The organism is Paraburkholderia jirisanensis, assembly GCF_054782355.1.
In genome coordinates, this window is sequence record NZ_BAAGSQ010000012.1 from 14916 (window position 1) to 31113 (window position 16198).

The 16198-nt window shown below is 62.7% G+C and carries 17 protein-coding genes; 5 read left to right on the forward strand and 12 right to left on the reverse strand.

Translation table 11 applies throughout. The annotated features are described in order from the left end of the window. Window positions 1-221: 221 nt before the first annotated feature. Entirely contained in the window at window positions 222-1025 is an 804-nt protein-coding gene (locus ACYVNQ_RS06750) for a lipid II flippase Amj family protein (protein WP_460901709.1), read from the reverse strand. Between the two features lie 173 nt (window positions 1026-1198). Here ACYVNQ_RS06750 and ACYVNQ_RS06755 point away from each other — a divergent pair, with 173 nt between their 5' ends. Continuing rightward, entirely contained in the window at window positions 1199-1495 is a 297-nt protein-coding gene (locus tag ACYVNQ_RS06755) for a hypothetical protein (protein WP_460901711.1), read from the forward strand. Between the two features lie 323 nt (window positions 1496-1818). Next, the gene (locus ACYVNQ_RS06760) at window positions 1819-2205 is read left to right on the forward strand and encodes a hypothetical protein (RefSeq protein ID WP_460901713.1); all 387 of its coding nucleotides are present in this window, start codon (window positions 1819-1821) and stop codon (window positions 2203-2205) included. Window positions 2206-2237: 32 nt separating this feature from the next. Here the strand turns inward: ACYVNQ_RS06760 and ACYVNQ_RS06765 are convergent, their stop codons facing one another. From ACYVNQ_RS06765 to ACYVNQ_RS06775, 3 genes are all read right to left on the reverse strand, one after another. Continuing rightward, window positions 2238-2849: an alpha/beta fold hydrolase gene (locus ACYVNQ_RS06765; RefSeq protein ID WP_460901715.1), complete on the reverse strand. Its 612-nt coding sequence runs from the start codon at window positions 2847-2849 to the stop codon at window positions 2238-2240. Between the two features lie 43 nt (window positions 2850-2892). Next, on the reverse strand, window positions 2893-3399 hold the full coding sequence (locus ACYVNQ_RS06770; protein WP_460901717.1) for a GNAT family N-acetyltransferase: 507 nt from the start codon (window positions 3397-3399) through the stop codon (window positions 2893-2895). A gap of 106 nt (window positions 3400-3505) precedes the next feature. Beyond that, window positions 3506-4411, reverse strand: coding sequence for a LysR substrate-binding domain-containing protein (locus tag ACYVNQ_RS06775; protein ID WP_460901719.1), 906 nt, complete (start codon window positions 4409-4411; stop codon window positions 3506-3508). Between the two features lie 443 nt (window positions 4412-4854). Between ACYVNQ_RS06775 and serB the strand changes: the two genes are divergently transcribed. Continuing rightward, complete coding sequence (serB, locus tag ACYVNQ_RS06780) at window positions 4855-5700, forward strand: phosphoserine phosphatase SerB (protein ID WP_460901721.1); 846 nt, start codon at window positions 4855-4857, stop codon at window positions 5698-5700. Between the two features lie 119 nt (window positions 5701-5819). Here serB and ACYVNQ_RS06785 read toward each other — a convergent pair whose 3' ends face one another. The 4 genes from ACYVNQ_RS06785 to rimO form a co-directional block, all read right to left on the reverse strand. Continuing rightward, entirely contained in the window at window positions 5820-7007 is a 1188-nt protein-coding gene (locus ACYVNQ_RS06785) for a cystathionine beta-lyase (protein ID WP_460901723.1), read from the reverse strand. Window positions 7008-7101: 94 nt separating this feature from the next. Next, on the reverse strand, window positions 7102-7728 hold the full coding sequence (locus tag ACYVNQ_RS06790) for a hypothetical protein (RefSeq protein WP_460901725.1): 627 nt from the start codon (window positions 7726-7728) through the stop codon (window positions 7102-7104). A gap of 70 nt (window positions 7729-7798) precedes the next feature. Next, entirely contained in the window at window positions 7799-8758 is a 960-nt protein-coding gene (locus tag ACYVNQ_RS06795; RefSeq protein WP_460901982.1) for a sugar kinase, read from the reverse strand. Further along, window positions 8755-10098, reverse strand: coding sequence for a 30S ribosomal protein S12 methylthiotransferase RimO (rimO, locus tag ACYVNQ_RS06800; protein ID WP_460901727.1), 1344 nt, complete (start codon window positions 10096-10098; stop codon window positions 8755-8757). Before rimO ends, ACYVNQ_RS06795 begins: the two co-directional genes overlap by 4 nt. Window positions 10099-10315: 217 nt before the next feature. Between rimO and ACYVNQ_RS06805 the strand changes: the two genes are divergently transcribed. Continuing rightward, entirely contained in the window at window positions 10316-10651 is a 336-nt protein-coding gene (locus ACYVNQ_RS06805) for a type II toxin-antitoxin system RelE/ParE family toxin (protein ID WP_460901729.1), read from the forward strand. After that, a complete protein-coding gene (locus ACYVNQ_RS06810) occupies window positions 10635-10967 on the forward strand; it encodes a helix-turn-helix domain-containing protein (protein ID WP_460901731.1) in 333 nt (110 codons plus the stop codon). The genes ACYVNQ_RS06805 and ACYVNQ_RS06810 overlap by 17 nt, the downstream gene beginning before the upstream one ends. A gap of 200 nt (window positions 10968-11167) precedes the next feature. On the opposite strand, the gene phaR is transcribed toward ACYVNQ_RS06810, so the two are convergent. The 4 genes from phaR to phaC all read right to left on the reverse strand — a co-directional run bounded on the left by phaR (window position 11168) and on the right by phaC (window position 16041). Beyond that, window positions 11168-11740 carry a polyhydroxyalkanoate synthesis repressor PhaR gene (gene phaR / locus ACYVNQ_RS06815; RefSeq protein WP_460901733.1) on the reverse strand — a complete coding sequence of 191 codons (573 nt, stop codon included), beginning with the start codon at window positions 11738-11740 and terminating at the stop codon, window positions 11168-11170. 130 nt (window positions 11741-11870) lie between these two features. Further along, the gene (locus ACYVNQ_RS06820; protein ID WP_460901735.1) at window positions 11871-12611 is read right to left on the reverse strand and encodes a 3-ketoacyl-ACP reductase; all 741 of its coding nucleotides are present in this window, start codon (window positions 12609-12611) and stop codon (window positions 11871-11873) included. 100 nt (window positions 12612-12711) lie between these two features. Beyond that, a complete protein-coding gene (locus tag ACYVNQ_RS06825) occupies window positions 12712-13893 on the reverse strand; it encodes an acetyl-CoA C-acetyltransferase (protein ID WP_460901737.1) in 1182 nt (393 codons plus the stop codon). A 150-nt stretch (window positions 13894-14043) separates the two neighbouring features. After that, on the reverse strand, window positions 14044-16041 hold the full coding sequence (gene phaC / locus ACYVNQ_RS06830; RefSeq protein WP_460901738.1) for a class I poly(R)-hydroxyalkanoic acid synthase: 1998 nt from the start codon (window positions 16039-16041) through the stop codon (window positions 14044-14046). Window positions 16042-16198: the final 157 nt, after the last annotated feature.

Here is a 16198-nt window from a genome sequence, read left to right on the forward strand (position 1 = left end):
CGGCCACGATTTGTTGTGATTTAACGGACGCGAAGCGTCGCGTCGATGCGAACGGCGTCGGGGATGCCGGGCTTATCAGATGCCGGGCTTATCTGACGAATGCAGTTACACGAACGGCTTAGATCTGGCCACAGACGGAGGCCTCATGCGACACGAGAGTAAGTGGGCAGTAACTGTGGCAAGGCTACGGACGCAACGGGCAATTGCGCCCGTGCGCTGCGTCAAATGAGTTCGGCGACGCGGACAATGATGAATGCCGCCGGCAACAGCATTGCTTGCGCGCACAACGTTCCAAGCACGCGCGCGCCCGCCAGCGTTGTAATCGCCCGCCGAAAGGCGTTCTCCGATATGCGCCCCTCAATGACGTCGTCCGTCATCATGGACACCTGCGGATCGATGACGACCGCCAGGACAACCGTCGCAAAGCCATTGATCACCGACGACAGATTCGCGCATGTCACCCGCAACTCGGGCTTCAGATATCCCGCATATAGCGACGCGAACACGCCGACCGTCCAGATTGCCATGGCGGCGACGTTTAGCGCGATGACCGTTCTGGAAACGCCCGCACCTGTGGCCAGTTGCGTAACGTTCTGCGGCGAAGGAAGCCGTGCGCCGATGCGGAGGTAGTTAATGCCCCCGCGACTGAAAATATGCAGCAACAGCCGCGGCACGGATCGTTTGGCCTGGAAGTGCTCCACCGCCCGGCTGAAATAACGCTGGAACGTGGGGATCAGAAATGCTCCGGCGATGCTCGCCACGGTGGCGCTCAGCAGGAACAAGCGAAAGTCGGTCAGCAAGCCGCTTCCCATATGACGCGCGATATCCAGTTCGACCCGCTTCGCTATGAATGGGCCCTGCAAGGAATTCGCGGTCCGCGAGACGAGCGCGATGATGCCGAAGAGTGAGAACGACACCGCGATACGGCGCGTGCGAACGCCAGCGATACGCACGGCGTAGGCCAGCGTCGCGACCACATGGATTACAAAAGTAAGCCCGCATATGACGAGAAGCTGACTGTCCATGCCTTGCCCTGCTTATGGCGGGAGTTGCAGTGTACCTGAGCGAAACGGAGGCCTTTCAAGTAGAAGAAACCATGCGGTGTTGATCCCTTCGATTCTCCTATATCGGCAGCAAATTCTGCTAGCCTGATTGCCTATCATCAACAGAGCCTTTGGAAATGCGATCGGACATTCGATTGGTCATTCACTACATCGAAGTCGAGATGAGTGCTGTCGCGAAACGCTATGTGACACACTGCGTCGTCGACTGTGTCGACATTGAATCCGATGCGCCAACGGCCTGGATTAAGACGAAGACCGACAAAGAACGCGATCTACTTCTCGCAAATCTGCCATTGCTGGACGAATTCAAACAGATCTTTCGGCATCGCGGATACTCAGAGGCGACTCTGCCGAAAATCCTGTTTTCGTTCCAATCTCAGGAAACGGTCGACCGTGACTTCAAGGGCAATTGGTATTTCACGCTGAGGTGAATGCTCGTCCATGATTCTCTTCCATACCCATTCGTCACAATCGCAAACCGGTCCCGCATGGACCATCGGGTTGCCGAAAGCATCTACCGGAACCACGCAAAACAAGGAAATCAAGTTCCTGCGAGGGACATCAAATTGAAATCTTGCGGGTCGACGCTAGTGGAATACTGCATGGTTCCTGGGGCTAGAGGTTTGTTACCACAGAATGTTAACTCCGGTGCTGTTGACGATTTCAAATTCAAGTGGGAGCTATGCGCATTCTTTGTCAATCGAATGCTGCCACACACAGAACTGTTTGCTCCTGGATTTAAGGTGCATCAAAAATGACTTTGAACCTTCAAGCTATAGATCGTTTTTTTGGTCAGACTGTCATGGAATACATCCAGACGGTTCCTGGCGAATTGCCCAATGATGCCGTTGGTTTGTGGCAAATCGTTCCTACTGGTCGTCAAGGGTTTGGGCTGAATGGAGATGATCTTGGCGAATTTGTCCGCCGATGCGTATTAGCGCTGTTGACGCACGGTGCGAAGCCTGTCGTCGGCGGTGGTGGGACACAGTACGACTGGATACTTCAGCCGCACTATGGCGAAACAAACGAGGAAATTGCGGACACAGTCATGAACGAGTGGCTTGCTTCGGGGGCGGGAGATTGTGATCCTGGAGGGCTATGGTTCGCGTTGCCTTCACCGCGTGCTGGAAGTATCCAATAGGAAGCAGCCCCAACCCCAGGCGCTGCGCGTGATCAACCCCGCAACAGATGCGCATCCACCAACGGCGCCAGTTGCGACGCGTAATCACGCGCCAGGTCATGATTCCCACCAGTCACAACATGCAACCGCGCATCGGGCAGCGCCTCCAGCAACCTCTGCCCAACTGCCACCGGGCTATACGGATCGGCATCTCCCCAAAGCAAAAGCACCGGCTGCACGATCCGCCCTAGCTCGCGAGTGAGATCCGATTCGAACGAGACAAACCAATCCGGAAAAGACGGATTGGCATCGACAAATCCCTTTCTCCAATCCTGCGCCCCCAGCCCTCGCGTGTCGACGCCACCCGATGTCACTGCCAGAACCAGATGCGTGACCAGTTCCGGCTTCTCCAGCGCAGCACGAATCGCAATCACGCCGCCCATCGACTGGGCGATCAACGCAGTCGGCTGATCCATACGGGACACCACCAACCCGACAAGATCTTCGAAGCTGCCGACATCGCCAACAGCGGGTTCTTCACCGAACCCGGGATAAGCGAGGATGTCCCTCTCCGCCTGATTCGTCAGCAAGCGAGACAGCGGTTGCCAGAACGCAGTATTCCCCGATGCACCCGGCAGAAAGAGCAGTTTCGACGGAGTGGACAAGCGCAATCCTTTCATCGTTAGATGCAGTGAACGACTGACCCAGTCACTGCAATTTCTTGTACATATACTCTTCATCGTAAAACTGGCCGTCGACGCACATCGAGCGTTGCTCGACGCCGAACGCAACAAAGCCGGCCGAAGCGTAGAGTTTTTTCGCCGCGACATTCCCGGTATTTACGCACAGCGTGAGCTGAACGCAGCGCCAGGTTCGCGATGCGTGTTCAGTTGCTGCGTTGAGTAGCTCTTGCGCAATCCCGGCGCGCCGGTGAGTGGGGTCGACGAATACGCCCCAGATCACCGCCTTATGACGAATCTGCACGAGCGCATCACGACGCACACCGACGATCCCAACCAGTGCATCCGCAACAAACGCACCGAATACCGTCTGCGTATCCGACGGCCTGATTCGCGCCGCCATTTCATCGATCGAACGCCCCTCTTCTTCCTGATACGTAGGCACCATGGAAGTCGGCGATGTCATTGCTCCCAGCAGGCGGAGCGCCTTGAAGCTTGCTGCGTCGCTGGCTTCCAGCGGGCGAATAGTGACCATGAGCCATGTTCCGGGTATGCCGTCAACCGCCGATCATATCGGAGGCTCCGCTCACGGTCACCTCGCTCCACGGAGACTGAATCATGAATCCCACTCGCGTCGCCGTTCACGCCAAGCCACCCTCCTCCACCAGCAAATGCTCGACAAACCCCGCCAGCGCAGGCCGTAACGCGCTGCGCTCGCCCGCGGTCATGCAGATATAAAACTGCCGCGTCGCCCAGCCGTCGGTCAGCCGTATTGCCTTCAGCCCATACCGCGACATATACGAAGCCGCAATCAGTTCCGGCATGATGCCGATCCCGACCTGCTCGCGAATCAGCCGGCAACGCGCTTCATAATTCGACACCTCGATGCGCACATTGAGCGGCTGCGACAAGCTCGCTTCGGCCAGCGACAAAAACGCCTCATACGAGTGCCGCGGAAAGTACCCGACAAACGGATAGTCCTTCGCCGCTTCAAGCATCGTCTCGTCGAAACGCGCGAGCGGATGATCGAGCGGCACCACCAGCACCACATGATCCTGCCGATACGGTAGCGAATGCACACCCGGCGCAGGCGCGAGCGCGTGGTAGATGCCCAGGTCCGCTTCCCCATCGGTGACTAGCCGCGGAATATCGTAGCTATAGCGCTCCTGCAAATCGATCTGCGCGCCGGGCTCATGCGCGAAGTAGCGGCTTAGCGCCGGCGGCAAATACTGAATGATCGATGACCGGTTGGCCGCCAGACGGATCTTCGGCATGCCGCCCGCGCCGAACTCGGCGACGCTGTTCTGCGCGAGCTCGACGCTGCGCAAGATCGCCTTCGCGCGGTGATAAAGTGCCGCGCCCGCCGGGGTCGGCTCGACGCCGCGTGCGTGTCGCACCAGCAGTACAGCACCCAGCCGCCGCTCGAGTTCCGCGATGCGTTTGCTCGCGGCGGAGGTCGCCAGATTCTCACGCTCGGCGGCCTTCGACAGGCTCTTCGATTCGATCGCCGACACCAGCATCTGCAAGCCCAACAAGTCCATTTTCATGCGCGGCGCACCTCGTCGTCAGCACAGGCGGCTGCGCCGCAGCAAGCGACGCGCCGCGGCAGCAATGGGCTCGTGTAGAACGACGGGCGCAGCTCACGCAAGCCGAAATCGCGCGCCAAGGTACGCGCATCGGTGACATCCGTATCGGGCGAGAACATAACGGTGCTCCGCGTGGGTATTGTCTTTCACATTGTGTACGGCGCTTGCCACGGGCAACGCATGCGATGCCGGATGCGGACCACTACGGCCGACCCGTTACAATAGCCGGATTTTCGGCGATGCTGCCGCGTTTGCAGCGCGCCGCCGACCTGTTCGCGCGCGTTTTTCACGCGGTTTTCACGTGTTTCCCGCGCGCTTTTTCGTGCCTGCTTGCGGCCCGCCTTGTTGCAGCTGCCTGCCGCACCCGCCATTCGTACCGCTTTTCGCACTCGCCACGCGTCGACATGAACCTCGTCATTCAAAGCCCCGCGCCGCTTTCCGCCGATCATCGCAAACCTCTCGCCGCACTTGCGCAAGGCTCACCCGCCGTCGTCATCGACGACTACGCGATCCGCGTCGCCAATGCGAATCTCGCGCAGCGCCCCGACCTCGAAGCGTATTGCGCCGCGCATCGGCTCGACTATGCGTTCGTCGCAGCAGGCCGGCGTCTGACCGACTTCGGCCTCGTCGCAATGGACATGGATTCGACCCTGATCACAATCGAATGCATCGACGAAATCGCCGATTTCTGCGGGCTGAAAGCCGAAGTAGCGGCGATCACCGAAGCGTCGATGCGCGGCGAAATCAAGGACTTCAACGAAAGCCTGACACGCCGCGTCGCCCTGCTCAAAGGGCTCGACGCGAGCGCGCTCGAACGGGTTTATGAGGAGCGGCTGCAGTTGTCGCCGGGTGCCGAAGCCATGCTGGCCGGTGCGAAAGCGGCGGGCTTGAAGACTCTGCTGGTGTCGGGCGGCTTCACGTTTTTCACCGGCAAGCTGCAGCAACGCCTCGGCCTCGATTTCACCCGCGCCAATACGCTTGAAATCGTCGACGGCAAGCTGACCGGACGTGTGCTCGGCGAGATCGTCAACGCCGAGGTGAAGGCGCGCACGCTGCGCGAAACCTGCGCGACGCTCGGCATCGAGCCGGCCCGCGCGATGGCACTCGGCGACGGTTCGAACGATCTGAAAATGATGGCGGAGGCGGGCTTGTCGGTGGCGTTTCGTGCGAAGCCGGTGGTGCGCGAGGCGGCGAGCGTCGCGTTTAACTATGTCGGGCTCGACGGTTTGTTGCGGCTGTTCGACGCGTGATCGGGTTGCGCTGACTGCGTTGCGCTGGCTGCATTGCGCCGGTCGCGTTCCGCCGATCGCGACATGCCGACGCGTTGCAGCCCGCAATGCGTCGGCGTGCGTTCTGGCACGCAGCCGGCTCAGCCTGCCAGCGCGTCAAGGCAACGCGCGATATCGGCGCGCAAATCCGCCTCTTCCTCCAGCCCCATGTAAAACCGCACCAGCGTGCCGCGATACGGCCACCCGCCCGCGCTGCGCATCGACGCAACGTCGTACGGCATCACAAGGCTGGCAGCACCGCCCCAACTCCAGCCGATCGCGAACAGTTCGAGCGACTCGCAGAACGTATCGATCTGCGCCGCGCTGTAGCGTTCGTCGAACACCACCGAGAACAATCCGCCCGCACCGGTGAAATCGCGCTGATAAAACTCGTGGCCCGGGCAGTCCGGCAGCGCCGGATGCAGCACCGCCGCGATCTCGGGACGCGTCTTCAGCCACTGCGCGAGTGCGAGTGCCGTGCGATCGTGCTGCTGAAAACGCACCTGCATGCTCGACAGGCTGCGCAGCACCAGCGAGCAGTCGTCCGACGACACACCGATGCCCATATGCATGCGCGCGAGCTTCAGCTTTAAATGCAGCGCGCGGTCGGCGGTGATCGTCGCCCCCATCAGCACGTCCGCGCCGCCCGACTGGTACTTCGTCAGCGCCTGCACCGAGATATCCACGCCGTGCTCGAACGGGCGGAACGCGAGGCCGGCGGACCACGTATTGTCGATCGCGGTGACTACGCCGCGCGCACGCGCCGCTGCGGTGATCGCGGCTACGTCGGGCACTTCCATCGTGACCGAGCCCGGCGCCTCGAGCCAGATCAGCTTCGTGTTCGGCTGGATCAGGTCGGCGATGCCGGCGCCGATCAGCGGATCGTAGTAGCGCACGCTGACACCGAAATCGCGCGCGAGCCATTCTCCGTGATCGCGGTTCGGCGAATAGACGTTGTCCGGGATCAGCACGTCGTCGCCCGACCTGACGAAGCCGAAGTACACGTTCGAGATCGACGATAGCCCCGACGGCTGCAGCAGCGCATGGTTGCCGCCCTCGAGCGCCGCAAGGCGCTGCGTCAGTGCGATATACGTGGGCGTGGCGTGCAGGCCGTAGCGCCATTGCGCGTCGTTGCGCCAGTCGAGCGCGCGCATCGTCGCGAGATCGGGGAACACGACCGTCGAGGCTCGCGTGACCGGCACCGAGAACGACGCGAAACCAGGCGTCAGATCGTCCTGCGGATGCACGATGCGGGTTTGCAGACCGTGTTTCGGAGGGGCTTGGGTCATGGCAGATTCTTGTCGGTGATCGGTTATCGGTATGGTCGGAACAGGCAAGCCGCCACGCGGCGGCGCCTCGCGTGGCGCGCGCCGCGGCGTGGTATCACTCGCCGGTGCGCAGGTTGCTCACGCCGCCCACCGCGTGGTCGTTCGCGGGCGCCGTGCCTGCGGGTGCCATGCCGGCAGGCGCAGGCGCTGGTGATGCTGCTGCAGGCGCCGGTGCGGCCGCTGGGGCAACCGGCACAGCAGGCGGTATTGGCGCGCCCACCGCGAGCGGCCGCAGATCGACCGGCTGCGGATCTGAATCGTCGACGTTCATCCGTTCTGCGGACAGCGTGCCATCTGCGGCAAACTTGCCGACCCAGTTGCCGGTGATATGCGTGCCGTCGTTCGACTCTTCGACTTCGAGCGTATCGTCCGCGCGGTCGCCGGCGATCAGGATCACCTCGCCGGTATCGGTGAACTGGTATTCGCCGTGCACGCCCGACGGATCGTCGCTTTTCGCGCCGAGGCGCAGCACGATCTGCCGCTTGCCGAGCATGCCCGCATAGCGCGGAAACCTGGCAAACTCGGGGCTCGGCTTGAGCGGCAGCTGGATCGGTGGCGGCGCGGCCAGTTGCTTGACCGCGTCGCTCTGTGCATAGGCGTGCGGCGCGATCGATGCGCATGCAACGATCAGCGCGCAGACGATGCCGCGCGCGTTGCGATGCTTCGGTTTGGTTTGCTGCATTCGTATATCCCGTGATTTGCTGTTTGTTGCCGACGGCTTGCCGCGATGCACGGCCGCGCGCTGCGTCATTTCACGCGGCCAGCAAACGCTCGACCGCGGCACGCCGCGGAATCGGTGCCACCGCGCCGAAGCCTTGCGTCGACAGCGCCGCGGCAACATTCGCATAACGCGCCGCGGCGAACGGATCGTCGCCGGCCACGAGGCGGGCGACAAATGCGCCGCCGAAACAGTCGCCCGCGCCGGTGGCATCGACCGCATTCACCGCAAGCCCCGCGACTACGCGCCGTTCGTCGGGCGTCGCGACGTACGCGCCGTCGCGCCCGAGCTTCAGCGCGACGATGCGCGGCCCTTGTGCGAGCAGGAAATCGACGATCTCGTCGCGCCCGCTCAAACCGGTCAGCGCCGTGACGTCGTCCCAGCTCGGAAGGCAGATGTCGGTCTGGCGAAGCGCTTCGAGCATCACCGCGCGCGCCCGCGCCAGCGGCCACAGCTTCAGGCGCAGGTTGGTATCGAAACTGACCCGCGCACCGTGCGCGCGCGCGTGTGCAATCGCGGCGAGCGCGGCATCGCAGGCGCTGACACTGATGGCCAGACTGATGCCGGACAGATGCACGACCTGCGCCGCCGCGAGCGCGGCGAGCGGTAAATCGGCCGGCGCGTAGCGGCTCGCCGCGGAGCCGGCGCGCAGATAGTCGAACTGATGCCCAGTCGGCCCGTGCGAAACGAAGTAGACGCCGGTCGGCGCGTCGCGGTCGATGCGCACGCACGACGTATCCACCTGCTCGCTGCGCCACAGGTCGAGCAGCAACTGGCCGAAGTGGTCCGTGCCCACCGCCGACACGAAGCCGGCCGATGCCCCCTGGCGCGCGACCGCGATACAGAAATTCGACGTATCGCCGCCGTAGCCCTGCAGATAAGCCGGTTGGCCGGGCTCGGCCTGGTTGAATTCGACCATCGCCTCGCCGAGCGCGAGGATCGCCGCGGGCGCGCTCCCCGCGACGTCTGGCTGCGCCGGATCCGCCACGATCAGACCTCGCCCCACAAGTCGTGGCCATCCGCGCCGGTGATCTTCACCGACACGAAATCGCCGACCTTGTAACGCTTCGACGCCTTGGTCGTGGGCGCGATGTAGACCACCCCGTCGATTTCCGGCGCGTCTGACGCAGTGCGGCCGATGCCGCCGTCCGCATTGATCTCGTCGACCAGCACCTTCAGCGTCTTGCCGATCTTGCGCTGGATGCGCCTTGCCGACACCTGCTCGGCCACTTCCATGAAACGCGCGCGGCGCGCTTCGCGCACCTCGTCGGGCAGCGCGCCGTCGAGTTCGTTGGCGCTCGCGCCTTCCACCGGCGAATACGCGAAGCAGCCGACGCGATCGAGTTCAGCCTCGCGGATGAAATCGAGCAGCGTTTCGAACTGCTCTTCGGTCTCGCCCGGAAAGCCGGCGATGAAGGTGCTGCGGATCGTCAGGTCTGGGCACATCTCGCGCCACGCGCGCACGCGCTCGAGCACTTTCTCGGCGTTGGCGGGGCGCTTCATGCGCTTCAACACCTCCGGGTGCGCATGCTGGAACGGCACGTCGAGATACGGCAGCACATGGCCCTTCAGCGGACCTTCGGCCATCAGCGGAATCACGTCGTCGACGCTCGGATACGGATACACGTAATGCAGCCGCACCCATGCGCCGTATTGCGCGGCGAGCTCACCGAGCGCGCCGACCAGGTCCGTCATGCGCGTCTTGATCGGCTTGCCGTTCCAGAAGCCGGTGCGGAATTTCACGTCGACGCCGTAGGCGCTGGTGTCCTGCGAAATCACCAGCAGTTCCTTCACGCCGGACTTGAACAGGTTTTCCGCTTCGAGCATCACTTCCGCCACCGGGCGCGACACCAGATCGCCGCGCATCGACGGGATGATGCAGAACGTGCAGCGGTGATTGCAGCCTTCGGAGATTTTCAGATAGGCGTAGTGGCGCGGCGTGAGCTTGACGCCGGCGGCCGGCACCAGATCGACGAACGGATCGTGCGGTTTGGGCAGATGGTTGTGCACCGCCTGCATCACCTCGCCCAGTGCATGCGGGCCGGTCACGGCCAGCACCTTCGGGTGCACTTCCTCGATCAGGCCGCTGCCGCTCGCGCTTTTCTTCGCGCCGAGGCAGCCGGTGACGATCACCTTGCCGTTTTCGGTCAGCGCTTCGCCGATCGCATCGAGACTTTCCTGCACCGCCTCGTCGATAAAACCGCAGGTGTTGACGACGACCAGATCCGCGCCGTCGTAAGTGCCGGAGATTTCGTACCCCTCGGCTCTTAGCTGCGTGATGATCTGTTCGGAATCGACTAATGCCTTAGGACATCCGAGTGAGACGAATCCCACTTTCGGGGCCGCAGAGGGCTTGGTGTCTGAGTGTGATGGGGTATTCAACTTATGACTTCCGGACGAGGGGCGCAAAAAGCGCCCCGTAAGTAGACTGACTGACCGCATTTTACCCGCAGCGCGAGCTCGGCAAGGAGTCAGTTCAAATGAATCGCCCCGTCAAACTGCAACGCACAAAGTGCTTGCCTGAAAATAGCAAATTTGCTAATATTTGCCTATGACTTGGACCGTCGCTTATTTCAATGAACGGGTCAAGCGCGAGGTCTTTGCCCTGCCGGCCGGCATTCTTGCCGGTTATCTGCGGCTTCTCGAACTCATCTATGAGTTTGGTGCCGATTTGCGTATGCCGCACTCGCGTGCAATGGGCGATGGTCTGTTCGAGTTGCGTCCGAGGGGCCGGGAAGGCATCGGGCGTGTGTTTTACTGCATGCAAGCGGGCCAGCAAGTCGTCGTCCTGCATTCGTTCGTCAAGAAGACGCAGGAAACCCCTGAAGACGAATTGCACACGGCCCGCCAGCGTTTGAAGGAGGTTCGCAATGGCCAAGGCAACTGATCACACCCGCCATACCGAAGGGTTCGCCCCGGTCGCCCATACGAAGGCGGACACGGAGCAACTGCTCGCGCGCGGCGACGTGCGCGCCGCCTACGATGCGCTCGACGACGAATACGCGGCGTTGCGCGTCATCCTGTCGGCGCGCCGCGAGGCCGGGCTCACGCAGGCGCAGATCGCCGAACGTATGGGCACCACCGCATCCGCAGTGTCGCGGCTCGAAGCGTCGCTGGTCAGCGAGAAGCATTCGCCGTCGTTCGCCACGCTGCGCAAGTACGCAGCGGCGTGCGGCAAGAGGCTCATTATCTCGTTCGCGTAGTGGCCATCAGGCAGCCATCAAGCAGTCATCACGCGGCCATCCTGTGCCCATTGCGTGGCCATGTAGTCGCAGCGTAGCGGTCACATTTTTGCGGCGTAGCCGGCACATCAGCGCCCGGGCATGCGGCGGCCGCCCCAAACCATCCGGCCGCGTCGCTGCCCGGCCGCGATCTGATCAGAACCGCCGCTACGCCCACACAATCACTTCTTTTCCGGCTCCGCGTTCGGCGCGGGCTGCGTGAACGGGAACGTGCTGAACATCGTCTTCGCCTGGTTCTGCATCTGCTCCTGCATCTGCACGAACATGTTCTTCGACTGCTCGATGTAGCTGGTCATCATGCCCTGCATCATCGGCGCCTGCATGTTCATGAACTGCGACCAGACCTCGGGGTTCATCGTCTTGCCTTCGTACAGGCCCTTCGACTGATCCGCGAGCTTGCTCTGGATGTCGATGAACGCCTGGATGTTCTTCTCCAGGTAGGTGCCCATCATGCCCTGCATCGCGTGGCCGTAAAAACGGATGATCTGCGACAGCATGATCGAAGAAAACATCGGCAAGCCGCCGCTCTCTTCTTCAAGAATGATCTGCAGCAGGATCGCGCGCGTCAGGTCGTCGTTGCTCTTGGCATCGATGACCTTGAACTCCTCCTGATCCAGCACCAGTTGCTTGACGTCAGTCAGCGTGATGTAGGTGCTCGTCTCCGTATCGTACAGCCGACGGTTCGGGTATTTCTTGATGAGTCGTTCGGCTGTTTTCTTTGTAGTAGTGGTCATGTAACGCCTTTGAGCGCCAACACAGCGCGGAAACGGCGCCCTTCGCACGCAACCGGGTTGCCCACGCGAGACGCCGCCGAAAACACCTGAACCTTGCTGCTCCCGCACGCCCACGCGGGAGCCACGTGGCTCAGCCCATATGCAGACCGCCGTTCAGCGAGAAATCCGCTCCCGTCGCGAAGCCGGAGTCTTCCGACGCCAGCCACGTGACGATCGAGCCGATTTCTTCCGGCGAGCCGAGACGGCGCACCGGAATCGTCGCGACGATCTTTTCCAGCACATCGGGGCGAATCGACTTCACCATGTCCGTGCCGATGTAGCCCGGCGACACGGTGTTCACCGTCACGCCCTTGGTGGCCACTTCCTGCGCGAGCGACATCGTGAAGCCGTGAATCCCGGCCTTGGCGGTCGAATAGTTCGTTTGACCGAACTGACCCTTCTGGCCATTCACCGACGAGATGTTGATAATGCGGCCCCAGCCGCGCTCGACCATGCCGTCGATCACCTGCTTCGTGACGTTGAACAGGCTCGTCAGGTTCGTGTCGATCACCGCGGTCCAGTCTTCGTGCGTCATCTTGCGGAACACGACGTCGCGCGTGATGCCCGCGTTGTTGACCAGCACGTCGATTTCGCCGACTTCGTTCTTCACCTTGTCGAACGCGACCTTGGTCGATTCCCAGTCGCCGACGTTACCTTCCGATGCGATGAACTCGTACCCGAGCGCACTCTGATCTTCCAGCCACTTCACGCGGCGCGGCGAGTTCGGGCCACAGCCGGCGACCACCTTGAAGCCTTTCTTGGCGAGGTGCTGGCAAATGCTCGTGCCGATGCCGCCCATGCCGCCCGTTACGTATGCAATTCGCTGTGACATAAATCTGACTCCGTTATCGTTTGCGGAAGCGCCCGGCCGGCAACTCCCCGCTTACCCTGCTCCCTCTTCGCCGTGCAGGACACGCCCGCGGCCTACCCTGTTACGGACGCTCGAGCGCGAGCGCCACGCCCATGCCGCCGCCGATGCACAGCGACGCAAGGCCACGCTTCGCATCGCGCTTTTGCATCTCGTGCAGCAGCGTGACCAGCACGCGGCAGCCCGATGCGCCGATCGGGTGGCCGATCGCAATCGCGCCGCCGTTCACGTTGACCTTCGACGTGTCCCAGCCCATCTGCTTGTGCACGGCGAGCGCCTGCGCGGCGAACGCCTCGTTGATTTCCATCAGATCGAGGTCGTCGACGCTCCAGCCGGCGCGCTCGAGGCAGCGGCGCGAAGCCGGCACCGGGCCCATGCCCATCACCTTCGGATCGACGCCCGCGTTCGCGTACGCCTTGATGCGCGCGAGCGGCTTCAGGCCGAGCGCTTCCGCCTTCTTTGCCGACATCACGATCACCGCGGCGCCGCCGTCGTTGATACCCGATGCGTTGGCGGCCGTTACCGTGCCTTCCTTCGAGAACGCCGGCTTCAGCCCGCCAAGCGATTCGGCGGTGACGCCGTGGCGCACGAACTCGTCGGTCTTGAATGCGAGCGGATCGCCCTTCTTTTGCGGAATCATGATCGGCACGATTTCATCATCGAAACGGCCGGACTTCTGTGCGGCTTCCGCCTTATTCTGCGATAGCGCGGCGAACGCATCCTGCTGCTCGCGGGTAATGCCGTATTCCTTCGCGACGTTCTCCGCGGTCACGCCCATGTGGTACTGGTTGTACACGTCCCACAGGCCATCGACGATCATGCTGTCGATCAGCTTCGCGTCGCCCATCCGGAAACCGTCGCGCGCGCCCGGCAGCACGTGCGGTGCAGCCGTCATGTTCTCCTGACCACCCGCGACGACGATCTCCGCGTCGCCCGCGATGATCGCGTTGGCGGCCAGCATCACGGCCTTCAGGCCCGAGCCGCATACCTTGTTGATAGTCAGCGCCGGCACCATGAACGGCAGGCCAGCCTTGATCGACGCCTGACGCGCCGGGTTCTGGCCCGAGCCGCCCGTCAACACCTGGCCCATGATGACTTCGCTGATCTGCTCGGGCTTCAGGCCCGCGCGTTCGAGCACCGCGCGGATCACGGTGGCGCCGAGTTCGGGCGCGGCGATCTTCGCCAGCGACCCGCCGAATTTGCCGACAGCCGTGCGGGCTGCCGATACGATCACTACGTCGGTCATTTCCATTTCCTCCGGGTCGCGCAGCCCGATGCGCCGCGCTATCCCGTCAAGTTAAAGATCCGGTCTGTCAGCCCGAGGGCGACCCCTGCTGCCTGCTTCGAAGCGGCCGCGCGGCACCTGCTCGCGCCACCTGCAGCCGCCCTTCGCGTCCTACTCGCGCCGCTGCACGTAACGCCCCGGCGCCGGTTCGATCACCGGGAATTCGGCGGAACCGGCTTCGGCGCGCGGCTTCACTTTCTTGCCGCCGTACTGGTCGAGCCACGTGGTCCATTCGGGCCACCAGCTGCCCGCGGTTTCCGTGGCGACTTCGAACCAGTCGTCGGCGTGCTCGGGCAAGCTCTTCTGTTCGCCGTCGAGGCTCCAGTAGCTACGCTTCTTTTTGGCGGGCGGATTGATCACGCCGGCGATATGGCCCGACGCGCCCAGCACGAACTTCAACGGGCCGCTCAGCAGCGGCACCGACGCATAGGCGGTTTGCCACGGCACGATATGGTCTTCGCGCGAACCGTAGATGAAGGTGGGCACGTCGATACGCGACAGGTCCACCGGCTCGCCGCACACGGTCAGCCGGTTCGGCTCGCGCAGGCTGTTTTCCAGATACGTGTTGCGCAGATACCAGACGTACATCGGGCCGGGCAAGCTGGTCGAATCGCTGTTCCAGTACAGCAGATCGAACGGCATCGGCGTGCGGCCCTTCAGATAGTTGTCGACCACGTAGTTCCACACGAGATCGTTGGGCCGCAGGAACGAGAAGGTATTCGCGAATTCGAGGCCGCGCATCAGGCCCGGCGCGGTGCCGTTCTTGCCGCCGATGGTCTGCTCGCGCATCTGCACATGCTGCTCGTCGACGAACACGTCGAGCACGCCGGTGTCGCCGAAATCGAGCATCGCGGTGAGAAGAGTCATTGAGGCGGCCGGATGTTCGCCGCGCGCCGCCGCCACCGAAAGCGCGGTAGCGAGCATCGTGCCGCCGACGCAAAAGCCCAGCGTATTGATCTGCTCACGGCCGCTGATCTGCCGCACGGTGTCGATCGCGTCGAGCACGCCCTCTTCGACGTAGTCGTCCCACGACTTGTGCGCAATCGATGCATCCGCGTTGCGCCACGAAACCAGGAACACCTGATGTCCGGCATCGAGCGCATGCGCGACCAGCGAGTTTTCCGGCTGCAGGTCGAGAATGTAGAACTTGTTGATGCACGGCGGCACGATCAGCAACGGCCGCTCGCTCACCGATGCGGTACGCGGCTTGTACTGGATCAGCTGGATCAGCTCGTTCTCGAATACGACCGAGCCTTCGGTGGTTGCCAGATTCTTGCCGACCACGAAACCCGATTCGTCCGTCTGCGAGATCTTGCCGCGCTGCATGTCGGCGAGCAGATTCATCACGCCCTGACGCAGGCTTTCGCCATGGCTGTCGAGCAGCGTTTTCTGCGCCTCCGGATTGAGCGCGAAGAAGTTGCTCGGCGAGGTCGCCGCGGTCCATTGCTGAACCGCAAAGCGGATCCGCTCGCGCGTTTTCGGATCGGTGTCGAGTGCGTCGACGAGTTCCTGCAGATAGCGCGCGTTCAGCAAATACCAGGCCGCGGTGTACGCGTAGATCGGCGTGGTCTTCCAGGCTTCCGCGCTAAAGCGGCGGTCTTTCAGTTCGGGAATCGCAGCGGACGCTTGCGTTGCCTGCTGGAACAACTGCATCGCTTCACGCGAATAGCCGGACTGCAATTGCTGCAGGCGCTCGGGCGGAATGGCTGCGGACGGCAGATTCGGCAGTTGCGGCAGCGTCAGATTGGCGAACTGCGCGAACGGTTGGGCAAAGGCCTGGGCCATTGCGGCCTGGCCCATCGTCGGCTGGCCCGCGCCGGCATTGAACGGCGACTGCCCGAACTGCTTGGCCAGCGCCGCAAATTGCTCGGCGAACTGCGGCATGCCGGCAGCGGCCTGGCTGAAGTCGGGCATCGACGGCATCGCAAACGGGTTGCCGCTCGCGGCAGCCGGCGCGCCGAGCGTGCGCCATGCATTCAGCCATGCGTCGAAGAGTTGTTGAACCCCGGCGGCATTCGCGCTCGCCTGCTGGTCGCCCGCCTGCGCCTGCGTGCGATCCGATGAAGTATTCGTGCGTGAGGAAGTCGAGGAGTGTTGAGCTGCCACCATACCTGCTTTTGACCGGTGAGTCCTCGCGGACGGGTTGAGAGGCAGGCACCTGCGCGCACGGAGGGCGCTCACTCGCGCCTCGTCACGCCCTGTCCCATTGGTGGGGAACATTCTTGGCCCCATTGCGAGGCATGTCAATGCTTGATCCCGATTTTGC

What these genes read in the sequence shown, in the direction of transcription:
- ACYVNQ_RS06750 (WP_460901709.1), bottom strand. Translation starts at nt 1,025, where the DNA reads ATGGACAGTCAGCTTCTCGTCATATGCGGGCTTACTTTTGTAATCCAT.
- ACYVNQ_RS06760 (WP_460901713.1), top strand. Translation starts at nt 1,819, where the DNA reads ATGACTTTGAACCTTCAAGCTATAGATCGTTTTTTTGGTCAGACTGTC.
- ACYVNQ_RS06770 (WP_460901717.1), bottom strand. Translation starts at nt 3,399, where the DNA reads ATGGTCACTATTCGCCCGCTGGAAGCCAGCGACGCAGCAAGCTTCAAG.
- ACYVNQ_RS06775 (WP_460901719.1), bottom strand. Translation starts at nt 4,411, where the DNA reads ATGAAAATGGACTTGTTGGGCTTGCAGATGCTGGTGTCGGCGATCGAA.
- serB (WP_460901721.1), top strand. Translation starts at nt 4,855, where the DNA reads ATGAACCTCGTCATTCAAAGCCCCGCGCCGCTTTCCGCCGATCATCGC.
- ACYVNQ_RS06785 (WP_460901723.1), bottom strand. Translation starts at nt 7,007, where the DNA reads ATGACCCAAGCCCCTCCGAAACACGGTCTGCAAACCCGCATCGTGCAT.
- ACYVNQ_RS06790 (WP_460901725.1), bottom strand. Translation starts at nt 7,728, where the DNA reads ATGCAGCAAACCAAACCGAAGCATCGCAACGCGCGCGGCATCGTCTGC.
- ACYVNQ_RS06805 (WP_460901729.1), top strand. Translation starts at nt 10,316, where the DNA reads ATGACTTGGACCGTCGCTTATTTCAATGAACGGGTCAAGCGCGAGGTC.
- ACYVNQ_RS06810 (WP_460901731.1), top strand. Translation starts at nt 10,635, where the DNA reads ATGGCCAAGGCAACTGATCACACCCGCCATACCGAAGGGTTCGCCCCG.
- phaR (WP_460901733.1), bottom strand. Translation starts at nt 11,740, where the DNA reads ATGACCACTACTACAAAGAAAACAGCCGAACGACTCATCAAGAAATAC.
- ACYVNQ_RS06820 (WP_460901735.1), bottom strand. Translation starts at nt 12,611, where the DNA reads ATGTCACAGCGAATTGCATACGTAACGGGCGGCATGGGCGGCATCGGC.
- ACYVNQ_RS06825 (WP_460901737.1), bottom strand. Translation starts at nt 13,893, where the DNA reads ATGACCGACGTAGTGATCGTATCGGCAGCCCGCACGGCTGTCGGCAAA.
- phaC (WP_460901738.1), bottom strand. Translation starts at nt 16,041, where the DNA reads ATGGTGGCAGCTCAACACTCCTCGACTTCCTCACGCACGAATACTTCA.